Below are 12,229 nucleotides of genomic sequence, written 5' to 3'. Positions count from 1 at the left end.
CAATATGTTCGATAATCATGGATGTAAGTCTTGGACAAAAATCAGTACCTTCTTGAAACAGAATTAGAAAAACTCAAAACTCGTGTCGACTCTGAGCCATCGGTGATCCTAGAGATTGCCCAACAGTGCCTAGTCCGATCAGAGCAAGTTCTGTTTGAAGAGGGTGCCATCCAGTCATTAATGTTAATGGCAAGATGTAGCTGGAACCTGATGGATTACCAAAAAGGTTTAAAATACATCAAGGAAGCCTACAAGCGCCAAAGCCGATTAGATACCGACCTTTTTCTCCCTGAAATCCTCCATTTACACGCGCTCCAGTTCTGGGGACAAGCCAAGTACTATTCCGCCCAACAGTTCTGGATCAATGCTTTAGAGCAGTCCGCGTTGGTTGATGAAGTCGAAATTCAAATTGAATGCCTCATTGGCCTTGGCAATATTTGGCGGATGACCCACGAATATAAACTTGCACGTTCTACCCACCAGCTTGCCGTTAAAGTTGCTAACAACAGCCGCATTGGTTGGTTAGAGGGTAAAGCCAGAATACTGCTTGCGTGGGATTACTACCTGCTCAACAACTATGTTGAAATGCTGTCGGTATTGGACGGTGCAGAAGAAGCATTAAAAGACCATAAAGATAACACTTGGCATGCAGAGGTGTGGGACTTTCGAGGCCTTGCCCTACTTGGTCTTGAACGCTTAGATGACGCGGAGCGCGCCACGGCCAAAGCGCACAATCTGGCAGTTGAACACAACCTAGTTTGGATGAAGGCGCACTCATACATCAGCCGAGCTAGATTGGAGCTCCTGAGAAAAAGACCAGAACAAGCGGCGGAATTACTGAGGCTCGCCGAACAATCCGCAAACGAGTTCGATAATGGCGAGTTGCTGAGCCAAATCTGTTACCAACAATCCTTGGTGGCGGAAGAAAACCAAGACTTCCAAGCCGCGCTCGTCGCCTTTAAAAAGTACCGTCAATATTCTATCGGCATGCTCAAAGAGCAAACGACACGTGTCGGTTTGGACAAAGCACGCAGTTCAAAACGCCAGCTTGAACAGAGAGCACGAAAACTGATTAACCGTATTCGCGGTCAACACGAGTACGACCCTGAGAAGCACCTCTCTTATGTTGTCTCTGAAACCTTTTGGTGGGAAAAATTGGTGCTGTTCAAGACAGAGCTTAAACGCTCGAACCACAGCATCATTATGTTCCATCATGTCGATACTGATTATTTAGATGTCTGTACCGAGATTGCTCATGCTTTATGTAACCAGAATGACTTCATCGCAAGGCTAAGTTCTGAACGTGTGGCTCTTATGCTTTCCGAGAAAGGAGAAGCCGCAGAACAAACCTTCCAAACTCTCAGCACCATGCTCGATATCTATCCATGGCATAGAAAAGGATTAAAAGGTTCGAAACCAAGCGTCAGCCTCAATGATATTTTGACGTTCCCGTTCACGCTTGAACAACTCGAAGAAGACGATGCTGAGGTAATAGAATAATGGAAACTCTATTAAGCAAGATCACAGACGCCGGTTTAGACCCTTCATCAGTATCAGGTGAAGAAGCGATCATCTTCTGGAACCACATTCGTCAGCACGTTTCGACAACGCAAACAGAGCAAGCGCACTGCTATATCATTAGCTCTGAATACCGTGCCGAGTTACAACAAAATCAAACCAGTATCGAAGAGTTGAGACGAGCACTCGATCTGCTCCACCTTCCTGCCGATATCGAAGATATTCTGACAGTCAAAACCAGTTTAAGTGACCGCTTAGTTGAAACTGGTGATTACACCTCAGCACTCAATGAATTCGTCAGTTCATCGACTATCGCGGTTGAACACGGTCATATCGATGAGTATGTATTAGCTATTTTAGGCATGGGCAACCTGTGTGATTCCTATGGCGATCACAACAGAGCTCTTCGCTACTATCAAAAAATCAGCAGCATAGACCATGCGATCAGCAGTCGCTCACTTCGCCTCAAATTCAAGCTGCATATGGTAGCAAGCCTACTTCTACTCAATCGCATTACAGCAGCCAGCGATTTACTGAATGAGTGCGAAGAACTGAGTATTTTGGTGAGTGACAAGTTGCTCACAGCTCAAATATTGCTTTACCAAGCAAAGGTGCTGCGCGCTAAGAAAAAATACCACGAAGCGCTACGCTGTCTGTCTAAAGTTCAATACCCAGCCAACAACACTCAAGCAAGCTGGCTCGCAACCATGACTCGACTAGAGCTAGCACATTGCCTAAGCGCAACTGGTAAGCAAGACTACGCGAGCATGATTTTGTCGAGCACGGACAAACGTGTAAAAGCCTACTCGTCGCCAGTACTTGCAAAACGATTCTACGATTCGCTAAGTGATGTGTGTATGAATCAAGGGCGTTTTCAAGAAGCGCTAAGCTATGAGAAAAAAGGCTACCGAATTGAAACCGATTTGATGAAGCAGATCCCGATCAGTGAACTCGGTGCAAGCCAACTACGCCGCCTATCCCGTTTTGAATTACAACTCAAACTCATTCTCTCTGAACAAGAGAACAAAGAGTTGAAAGAGACAACTGAGCAACACAAGAATGCGGTAGCTCAGCTTCAACAAGACGTGTTCACCGATCCATTAACAGGGTTGCACAACCGCCGCTGGTTAGATGTGAAGCTGAAAGACCTGTTGCTTCACGAAGCACCTTTCGCCTTGATGGTTGTTGATATCGACCACTTTAAGTCTATCAATGATGAACTGAGTCACTTAGTCGGTGATAAAGCGATTGTTAGTGTCTCTCAAGAGCTGCGTTCATACTTTAAGTTTAAAGGCGCATCGTGTGTCAGGTTTGGCGGAGAAGAGTTCCTCGTCATTCTAGAGAACACTGATCTTCCGAAGGCAGAAATGCACTCTGAAAATTATCGAGAGCGCATCTTCCAATTTGGATGGCATGAAATACTTGGGGAGCGTGGTTTGACCGTGAGTATTGGTATCACTTTGCATCGTGACGGAGAGAATACTCAACGTACCTTCTACCGTGCCGATAAAGCGCTATACCGAGCTAAAGCCAACGGTCGTAATCAAGTGTGTACAGAGTAATGGCATGTCACTCTGTAGCTCAGGCCAGCAGCTTATTGATAAAAGAACAGAGAAATACCAGCAAGGGCGGCAAGTGTGCCTATGATACTTTGCTTTGACACCTTCTCCCCTTTCAGCGCATAAATCACCAAAATAAAGACCGGGCTGGTCGCTATCAACGTTTGTGCAATCGCAGGGTTAGCATTCTTCAACGCCACTTGTTGAAGCCATAGAGCGAGAAACGTCCCGACAAAGATTGCTCCTAATAACCACAGTTTATCGAGCTTGGTCATTTCCCATAAATCTCTTTTTATCGATGAATACGGCTTCTTTTCAACGAAAGGGATAATCAGCATCACAGCAAACACGCCAATCGTCAGGCGAATCAAAGCACCTAACAATGGTGGGATATCACCCGCCACTAACGCGTAATGAGAAATAACCACACCAGATGCCTGACAGACACTCGCCACAAGCCCATAACCAATACCCCCCCACTGCGCTTTATCATTCGATTCACCGCTCGCCGATTTTGATGGCTGGAAGACAACGAAGGTCACCGCCAGTGTTGTAATCACGACACCGAGCCAGCTTTGCACTGTCAATACAGCGCCAAGGAACATTAATGCCAGCACACCAGAAAGAGGCGGTGCTAAAGATTCCAGTAACAGCGTCTTATTGGCGCCGATTCTTTTCAACGCTGCAAAATAGGCGCTATCTCCAATCGCTATGCCAATCACACCTGAAATTGCCAATATCAGAAAATGGTTGGTACTCAGTTCAAACTCCGGCATCGGGATAAGAGGCATAACCAGCAACATCATCCCTGACGCCACTACCCCCTTAACCATGTTCAATTGCATCGCAGAGAAGCGATGTCCAAATTGCCCATAGATCCAAGTCGCACATGCCCACACAATTGCAGCGCCAATAGCCGCCAATTCACCTATAAACATCCGTATTTTTCCCTTGTGGTTATGCGCGTCATTTAGAATCGTAGCTGTCATCATTTCAACTGAAATACCAGCCAGAAAGCCGAAATAGCCACTTCAAACGCGATGAGACTTTATAAGATTCATCAATGCTTTTGTTTGCATTAGAAGCGACAACACATTATTTTCAACTCGGTAAATCATTTTTATAACAATTACTTGGATCATAGCGTACTATATTTATAACTAACATCTAACATTACAAGGATCTGTTATGTTTTTAGACTACTTTGCACTCGGCTTACTCATTTTCGTTGCTCTAGTCATCTTTTACGGCATCATCGTTATTCACGATATCCCTTATGAAATAGCCAAAGAACGTAATCATCCTCACCAAGATGCAATTCACGTCTCAGGCTGGGTTAGCCTATTCACTTTGCACACAATTTGGCCCTTTCTATGGATTTGGGCAACATTATGGCGCAAAGACCGAGGCTGGGGCTTCGAAAAACTCGAAGAAGAGCAGCACGATATTCACCACCGAGTGGATGTTTTAATCGATCAAGTGAGTACCCTTCAGAAAGAAATCGCACAGCTCAAGCAAGCTGGTGCTGAGCAAAGCAGTCCAGAGAAAGAGACAAACAACGTTCAAGATCAGGAGGCTAAGTAATGGATTTACTACTGATAATGACCTACGCGGCACTTTGTATCACTATTTTCAAAGTATTTAATATCCCACTAAACAAATGGACAGTGCCTACCGCTGTGCTCGGTGGTGTGGTCATCGTAGGAACATTGATCTTATTAATGAACTACAACCATCCTTTCACACAACTTGGCAACCAAGTTTACTCAACGACTCCGATAGTTTCAGGCGTTAGAGGTAAAGTCATTGAGGTTCCTGTTGAAGCAAATTCTCCTTTAAAGAAAGGAGACATCCTCTTTAAAATTGACCCTATCCCTTTTGAAGCCGAAGTCGCTAAGCTCGAGGCGAAAGTAAAAGAAGCAAGCCAAGGAGCACTTGGACTTGAATCTCAAGTTGCTGAAGCTGAAGCTGCTAAAATCAAAGCGATTGCAGAAAGAGACAAAGCGCAACGCGAGTTTTCTCGTTATAAGCGTGGCTTTGAAAGTGGTGCGTTCACCGAACAACAATTGGATACTCGTAGACAAGCTTATAAGGCATCGGAAGCAGCAGTAAAAGTAGCAGAAGCAAGTCAACAACAAGCTCAGATTGCTCTAAATTCTGAAATTGGTGGCGAGAACACCGCAGTAGCAGGATTACTTGCAGACTTACGTAAGGCTCAATTCAACCTTGACCAAACAGTCGTAAGAGCACCAACGGATGGATATGTTACACAACTAGCACTACGTCCGGGCGTAATGGCTGTGCCACTTCCTCTTGCTCCTGTCATGACATTTGTCCATACGGAAGAGAAATACTACATCGCAGCATTCAGACAAAACTCATTGCAACGACTGCATCCTGGTTTCGAAGCTGAATTTTTATTCAGGGCACTACCAGGTAAAATCTTCAAAGGACGCATTGATGAAGTAATCCCAGCCATTGGGGAGAGTCAAATTCAAGCACGCGGTACGCTTATTGGTACCAATGCATTTCGCACTCATGGACGGGTATTTGCTAAAATGACCATCACTGATGACCTGTCTGACTACCATTTACCTATGGGTACTGCGGTTGAAGTTGCTGTTTATTCTGACAGCTTTACCCACGTATCGATCATGCGTAAGGTCCTTATTCGCATGAAGAGTTGGCAAAACTATCTATACCTAGACCACTAAACGGTCGTAGATATGTGACGAACCCGCTTAACACATTGTTAAGGCGAATGAAAAAGCCAGACCCGCTCTGGCTTTTTTGTTGCTTGATTAACCGTAAAATTGCGCTTTTTACACGATATTTAGGTGTTCAGATGGAATTTTAGACATCTAGACACTTACCTTCCCTTATGGAAGGGTTCTACTGTATAATGCGCGCCTTATTTTTTATATTTGCCCAAAAAACGTTCTCATTGAGACGCATATTAATAATGGCGAATATTCGTTCTTTATTAAGCTTTATCTTTCAGTATTCGAGGTTATCTATGAACTTTTCAGCTAAAACAGTAGTCGTTATTGCCATTGGCGCGGCACTGTACGGCATTGGTGGTTTACCTATGTTTGGTGTCCCAGTGTTTGCGAACACGACATTGAAACCAGCGATGGCAGTTCTAGCACTGTTTTCTGTTTTGTTCGGCCCAATTGTTGGCTTCTTAGTTGGCTTTATCGGTCACTGGGTTACGGATCTATTCGCAGGCTGGGGCGTGTGGTTAACTTGGGTTTTAGGCTCAGGTATCGTAGGTATGGTTATCGGCTTATTCCCAATGATGACTAAGAACCGCCTTCAACAAGGTGAACTGCCAATGAAAGATTTTGTATTGTTCGTGATACTGGCCCTTGCAGGTAACGTTGTAGGCTATGGCTGCTCTGCGTTCCTCGACACCATCCTGTACGCAGAACCGTTTACTAAAGTCTTCACTCAACTGTCTATCATCGCAGCGGGTAACACCGTTCTGATCGCTGTTGTGGGCTTCCTGATCCTAAAATCAGTCGCTAAACGCAACAAACAAAGCCGCAACCTGACTGAGGCATAAGCGATAATGACTATAGCATTTTCGAACTTCTCTTTTAGATATGAGTCGCTGGATAAACCGACGCTAAAAAATATCAATCTAAGGATAGAGAAAGGAGAGAAAATCGTCATTATTGGACCAAGTGGTAGTGGTAAATCTACCCTAGGTCAGTGTCTCAATGGTCTGATACCTCATGCAATTAAAGGTGAGGTAACTGGCTCTTTAGAGATAAACGGCAAGAATATCTCTGAGTTTTCGATGCACGATTATACCGAGCAAGTCGGCACGGTATTACAAGATACTGACAGCCAGTTTGTGGGTTTGAGTATCGGTGAAGATATCGCTTTCGCACTCGAAAACCAGTTGATGTCGAACATTGACATGTACCCGTTAGTTAAGTCGACGGCAAAAATGGTCGACCTAGCGGACATGCTTGAGCGTTCACCTCATGACCTTTCTGGTGGTCAAAAACAGCGAGTATCGTTAGCGGGCATCTTAGTTGATGACGTTGATATCTTGCTATTTGATGAGCCTCTAGCAAGCCTTGACCCGAAAACGGGTAAAGCAACGATTGAGATCATCGATCAGCTACATAAAGAAACCAACAAGACCATCGTGATTATCGAGCACCGCCTCGAGGATGTCCTACATCGCGATATCGACCGCGTGATCTTAATGGAACGTGGTGAAATCGTTGCTGATACGACACCCGATGAAATCTTGGCTTCTGAATTACTTGATACACACGGTATTCGTGAACCGCTTTACTTGTCGGCGCTTAAGGCGGCGAAAGCCCCACTAAGCAGCGAAGACAAGCTGTCAAACCTCAAGGCTTTAGACTACAAAAGGTTCCGCCCTGCTGTTCAAGCATGGTTTGCTGAGCGCCCTGCCCCGATAGCAGAGAAGCAGTACCCACCTTTACTCGAAGTTCATGGTCTAACTTATTCTTACGACGGCGAGAAGAACGCACTCGAAGATGTCAGCTTCAAGATTGGCAAAGGTGAGTTTGTTTCGATTCTAGGCAAAAATGGTTCAGGCAAATCTACCATCACTAAACTCATCATGGGTGTGATCGATGCCGATTCTGGATCTTCCTATCTAAATGGTGAAGACCTATCTGAGCTTTCTATCTTTGAAAGAAGCCAGAAAGTCGGCGTCGTGATGCAGAACCCAAATCATATGATCTCGCATCATATGATTTTTGACGAGATTGCTTTTGGTCTTCGTAACCGCAATATTGCAGAAGAGCTGATCACAGAAAAAGTAGAGCATGTTCTTGAGCTATGTGGGCTGAGCAAGTTCCGCCACTGGCCGATCGAAGCCCTGAGCTACGGCCAGAAAAAACGTGTAACGATCGCATCTATCTTGGTACTGGAGCCTGAGCTTCTTATCTTGGATGAACCGACTGCAGGTCAAGACTACCGTAACTACACATCCATGCTGGCATTCATCCAAAAGCTTAATCGTGATTTGGGTATTACCGTTGTGATCATTTCACACGACATGCACCTCGTTCTCGAGTACACCACACGTTCAATCGTAATCGCAGACAGCAAGTTGATTGCCAATGCCGCGATGACGGAAGTATTTAGCCAACCATCACTTCTAGAACGTGCAAATCTTTGTACCACCAGCATTTATGAACTCGCGACTATGATGAAAATCGACGACACCAATGCGTTTATGCAGTACTTCATCGACTACGAGAGAAGCGCTCAATGAACGCATCAAAAGTAAAATTCGGCATCAATTACATTGATACAAAATCACCGCTTCATGCTCTCAACGGCATCACCAAATTTGCGCTCTTCTTAGCTTGGGTGACCGTAGTATTGACTACGTTCGACCTAAGATTGATTGCAATGCTTATTGTGACTGGTTTATACCTGCTAAAGCTGACCAATGTGCCTGTACGCGTGTACAAGCCTTTGTTATTAGGAACGGCGAGTGTATTAAGCCTAAATGCTCTGTTCATGTATCTACTGGCTCCACAGCAAGGTACTGAGCTCATCGGCAGCGAAACCTTATTGCTGACATTGCCGGGTAACTACTCGTTGAGCCAAGAGACTCTGTTTTACTTAGTCACTGTCACGCTCAAATACATGAGCATGTTCCCGATAGCGTTGATTTTTGTCTTCACAACGCATCCGACTGAGTTTGCCGCGAGCCTCAACCGTATCGGTGTTCCCTACAAGATCGCTTATGCGGTGAGTCTAACCCTGCGTTATTTGCCTGAGGTTAAGAAAGATTTCATCAATATCATGCACGCCCAACAGGCTCGTGGTGTAGAGCTCTCAAAGAAAGCGCCTCTAATTACTCGAATCAAAAATGTAGCTAAGGTTCTAGGCCCGCTCATTTTCTCTAGTTTGGACCGCGCAGACGAGATCTCTAACGCAATGACATTAAGAGGTTTTGGTCGACACAAAGCACGCACTTGGTATAGCTATGCACCTTTGAAACGTATCGATTTTGTTTGTTTAGGTGTCATCGCTTTTATCGTGGTGTTAGCCATCGCGAAACGCATTCTAGAGCCGCAGTTATTTTGGTATCCGTTCTAGTCATCTGAATTAGCATAGATAAACAAAGACTTTAAATAACACACCGCTCAATAGGGCGGTATTTTTGTTTATGCCAAAATCTGATTGATAATTGAACCAATGACACAATACTGACTATATTTAACGATAAATTGACCAGTTATTTACCCTTGGAGTTTGAGATTTAATTCAGAAGCTCTTAATATACTCGTTTACAGAATGTTACACTCAATAGAGATTTGTAATGGCTCGAATTACTCAAGTACAGAAGCTAGAAAATCAAAAAAACTACGATGAGATCGTACTAAACCTTTTTCTGGCTGAAGGACATGAAGCACTAACTTATGCAAGGATTGCTCAAGAGATTGGCATTAGTTTAACGACGCTTCAGGGCTATTATCCGTCGACCCGCGCTATTCGTTCAGTACTTCACGAACACATGCTATCGATCGTTATAGACAGTCTAGACTTTTCATCGGAAGCGCTTTTTATCCAATCTTGGCAAGCTGCTCTAGATAATGAGCAGTTTCGATACGTGATTAAATTGATGTTTTTCCATGCTTCGCAAATCAAGAATCCTGAGCAATTTAACCTCAGCTCGAACGGCGAATTTCGTGAAAAGGTGTTGGATAGTTTCGGCAACGACTCAGTTCGAATCCTTGAAATGGTAGTCGGACGCTCAATGTTCTATCTCACCAACTTCAAGTAACGCTAACCAGTTGACTGAAATAGAAAAAGGGAACCCTAGGGTTCCCTTTTTTAGACTTTCAGAAAAGTGAGCAGCGATGACCTGCTCAACTTATAGACCTAATTTAGCTTGTAAAAAACGGTCGATAACGGCGGTAAGCGTAGCTCAATCGAAGTGTCTAATCCTTCGCTTTCTACTGATTCAATCTCAGCTGTCTGCTTCACTTCAAAACCGCTGCCTGCATAGTCCACAGAGTCTGTATTCAACAGCAGTGAGTACTCACCTTTTGCAGGAACACCTAAACGGAAATGCTCATGAGGCACTGGTGTAAAGTTAGAGACAATTAATACACGCTCACCAGACTCACTGATGCGTTCGTGCGCTAAGATACTCGCTTCAGCAGAGTCCTGTAAACGCCATTCAAATCCTTTCGGATCAAAATCAAGATCGTGCATTGCAGCTTCAGAGCGGTACAGGTTATTCAAGTCTTTCGTTAAACGCTGAACACCTTGATGACGTTCGTAATCCAGCAAGAACCATTGCAGTTGGTCATCATGGTTCCATTCAGCCGTCTGACCAAATTCTGCGCCCATGAAGTTCAGCTTCTTACCCGGCTGCGCATACATGTAACCCATATAAGCACGTAGATTTGCCGTTTGCTGCCATTCATCACCCGGCATCTTGTTGTGGATAGAACCCTTCCCGTAAACTACCTCATCGTGAGACAGAGACAATACATAATTCTCACTGTGTGCGTAAACCAGTGGGAAGGTAATCGTATCGTGGTGATATTTACGGTTGATTGGGTCTTCTTGAATGTAAGACAAGCTGTCGTGCATCCAACCCATGTTCCACTTAAAGCCAAAGCCTAAGCCGCCCATAAAAGTCGGTGCTGAAACACCAGGGAACGCTGTCGACTCTTCGGCAATCGTCATCGCATTCGGGAAGTGCTTGTACACTTCTTCGTTCATCCACTTAAGGGTTGCGATGGCGTCATAGTTTTCGTTGCCGCCGTCTGCGTTCGGAATCCATTGATCATGGCTGCGTGAGTAATCGAGGTACAGCATCGAAGCGACTGCATCAACACGAATGCCATCAATGTGGAATTGCTCGAACCAGTACAGTGCATTAGAAACTAAGAAACGACGAACATGCTCTCTGCCTAAATCGTAAATGTACGAGTTCCAATCTTGATGCCAACCGCGACGCGGATCTGGATCATGGAACAATGGCGTACCATCGAAGTTTGCTAGGCCGTGATCATCACTTGGGAAGTGAGCTGGAACCCAATCCAGAACAACGCCAAGACCCGCTTGGTGACATTGGTCTACGAAGTATTTGAAGTCATCCGGTGAACCGAAACGGCTGGTTGGAGCGAAAAGACCAACAGGTTGGTAACCCCAAGAGCCATAGAATGGGTGCTCAGAAACTGGCATTAGCTCAACGTGCGTGTAGCCAAGATCCGTTAGGTATGGGATTAGCTCTGCCGCTAGCTCACGGTAGTTTAAAAATTCACCTTCAGCGTTACGCTTCCAAGAACCTGCGTGAAGTTCGTAGAACGAAAGCGCTTCTTTACGCTTTTGTGTTACAGGGCGATTCTGCCATTGAGTATCTTGCCACTCGTAACGAGCGTGATCGTAAGTTACAGATGAGAACGATGGGTACTGCTCAGAGTAGAAACCCCATGGGTCAGCTTTGTGTGGTAAGCCTTCGCCATTTGGTCCTTTTAATTCAAACTTGTATTGAGCGCCTTCTTCCAGTTCAGGAATGAATAGACCCCACATACCGTAATCTAAGCGTTGCATTGGGTGGCGGCGACCATCCCAAGCGTTGAAGTTACCCACCAAGCTTGCCGCAGTTGCATGCGGTGCGTACACCAAGAAACGCGTACCTGAAATCGTCTGTCCATCACGCTCTAGCGTAATAAACTGAGCCCCCATGTGATGATACATATCTTTCGGTGTATGAAGATCTTCATAACTCGCATATAGATCGTGGTACTGATACGGATCATCAATGATCTGTTCTACGCCAGCCCAATCAACCGCAAGCTTATAGTGAGTGAAACGTAAGTCTCTCTCTTGCTTAAGAATGAAACCACTTTCACCCTCTCGCGTTAACTCAATACGAGGTTCCTTTCCAACAATCAACTCGACTTTATATGCCCCAGGAATCCACACCCGTAATGCACCTTGCTCAGAAGGTAGGTATGGCCCTAAAAACGCAAGTGGGTCTGTGAAGCAAGCCTGTGATAGTTGGGTATATATTTGTTTTTGCTTTGAAATCGAACTTAGTTCCAAAACGTTTCTCCCTAACCAAACATCCAAAAAACATAATACAAAAATGCCCGCTATTAGTGCGGGCAATATAACGACGGTTTATT

At 44.9% G+C, this 12,229-nt stretch carries 10 protein-coding genes; 8 read left to right on the top strand and 2 right to left on the bottom strand.

Features of this window, described 5'->3' with window-relative positions:
- Positions 1-30 precede the first annotated feature (30 nt).
- On the top strand, positions 31-1,500 hold the full coding sequence (locus tag OCV19_RS23725) for a hypothetical protein (RefSeq protein ID WP_019821666.1): 1,470 nt from the start codon (positions 31-33) through the stop codon (positions 1,498-1,500).
- Positions 1,500-3,080, top strand: coding sequence for a GGDEF domain-containing protein (locus OCV19_RS23720; RefSeq protein ID WP_065676460.1), 1,581 nt, complete (start codon positions 1,500-1,502; stop codon positions 3,078-3,080). The genes OCV19_RS23725 and OCV19_RS23720 overlap by 1 nt, the downstream gene beginning before the upstream one ends.
- Positions 3,081-3,112: 32 nt before the next feature.
- Here the strand turns inward: OCV19_RS23720 and OCV19_RS23715 are convergent, their stop codons facing one another.
- The gene (locus OCV19_RS23715; protein WP_065676459.1) at positions 3,113-4,015 is read right to left on the bottom strand and encodes a DMT family transporter; all 903 of its coding nucleotides are present in this window, start codon (positions 4,013-4,015) and stop codon (positions 3,113-3,115) included.
- A gap of 250 nt (positions 4,016-4,265) precedes the next feature.
- Between OCV19_RS23715 and OCV19_RS23710 the strand changes: the two genes are divergently transcribed.
- From OCV19_RS23710 to OCV19_RS23685, 6 genes are all read left to right on the top strand, one after another.
- Complete coding sequence (locus tag OCV19_RS23710) at positions 4,266-4,661, top strand: DUF3302 domain-containing protein (protein WP_065676458.1); 396 nt, start codon at positions 4,266-4,268, stop codon at positions 4,659-4,661.
- Positions 4,661-5,791 (top strand): HlyD family secretion protein, encoded by a 1,131-nt coding sequence (locus tag OCV19_RS23705; protein ID WP_065676457.1) that lies wholly within the window; start codon positions 4,661-4,663, stop codon positions 5,789-5,791. Before OCV19_RS23710 ends, OCV19_RS23705 begins: the two co-directional genes overlap by 1 nt.
- Before the next feature lie 302 nt (positions 5,792-6,093).
- Positions 6,094-6,642 carry an ECF-type riboflavin transporter substrate-binding protein gene (locus OCV19_RS23700; RefSeq protein ID WP_004732085.1) on the top strand — a complete coding sequence of 183 codons (549 nt, stop codon included), beginning with the start codon at positions 6,094-6,096 and terminating at the stop codon, positions 6,640-6,642.
- Positions 6,643-6,648: 6 nt separating this feature from the next.
- Positions 6,649-8,343, top strand: a complete 1,695-nt coding sequence (locus OCV19_RS23695) for an ABC transporter ATP-binding protein (protein WP_019821660.1) — start codon at positions 6,649-6,651, stop codon at positions 8,341-8,343.
- Entirely contained in the window at positions 8,340-9,179 is an 840-nt protein-coding gene (locus OCV19_RS23690; protein WP_065676456.1) for an energy-coupling factor transporter transmembrane component T family protein, read from the top strand. The genes OCV19_RS23695 and OCV19_RS23690 overlap by 4 nt, the downstream gene beginning before the upstream one ends.
- A gap of 223 nt (positions 9,180-9,402) precedes the next feature.
- Entirely contained in the window at positions 9,403-9,867 is a 465-nt protein-coding gene (locus OCV19_RS23685; protein WP_065676455.1) for a TetR/AcrR family transcriptional regulator, read from the top strand.
- Positions 9,868-9,965: 98 nt separating this feature from the next.
- Here OCV19_RS23685 and glgB read toward each other — a convergent pair whose 3' ends face one another.
- Positions 9,966-12,146: a 1,4-alpha-glucan branching protein GlgB gene (glgB, locus tag OCV19_RS23680; protein WP_065676454.1), complete on the bottom strand. Its 2,181-nt coding sequence runs from the start codon at positions 12,144-12,146 to the stop codon at positions 9,966-9,968.
- Between the last annotated feature and the right edge of the window lie 83 nt (positions 12,147-12,229).

Source organism: Vibrio celticus (genome assembly GCF_024347335.1).
In the GTDB taxonomy this organism is placed as follows: Bacteria; Pseudomonadota; Gammaproteobacteria; order Enterobacterales; family Vibrionaceae; genus Vibrio; species Vibrio celticus.
Note: the sequence above shows the minus strand (reverse complement) of the source record. Positions and strands in the feature narration are given on the sequence as shown.

Bases quoted from the DNA above. Each gene is read 5' to 3' on its own strand.
- OCV19_RS23685 (WP_065676455.1), top strand. From the start codon at position 9,403: ATGGCTCGAATTACTCAAGTACAGAAGCTAGAAAATCAAAAAAACTAC.
- OCV19_RS23700 (WP_004732085.1), top strand. From the start codon at position 6,094: ATGAACTTTTCAGCTAAAACAGTAGTCGTTATTGCCATTGGCGCGGCA.
- OCV19_RS23690 (WP_065676456.1), top strand. From the start codon at position 8,340: ATGAACGCATCAAAAGTAAAATTCGGCATCAATTACATTGATACAAAA.
- OCV19_RS23710 (WP_065676458.1), top strand. From the start codon at position 4,266: ATGTTTTTAGACTACTTTGCACTCGGCTTACTCATTTTCGTTGCTCTA.
- OCV19_RS23695 (WP_019821660.1), top strand. From the start codon at position 6,649: ATGACTATAGCATTTTCGAACTTCTCTTTTAGATATGAGTCGCTGGAT.
- OCV19_RS23705 (WP_065676457.1), top strand. From the start codon at position 4,661: ATGGATTTACTACTGATAATGACCTACGCGGCACTTTGTATCACTATT.
- OCV19_RS23715 (WP_065676459.1), bottom strand. From the start codon at position 4,015: ATGTTTATAGGTGAATTGGCGGCTATTGGCGCTGCAATTGTGTGGGCA.
- OCV19_RS23720 (WP_065676460.1), top strand. From the start codon at position 1,500: ATGGAAACTCTATTAAGCAAGATCACAGACGCCGGTTTAGACCCTTCA.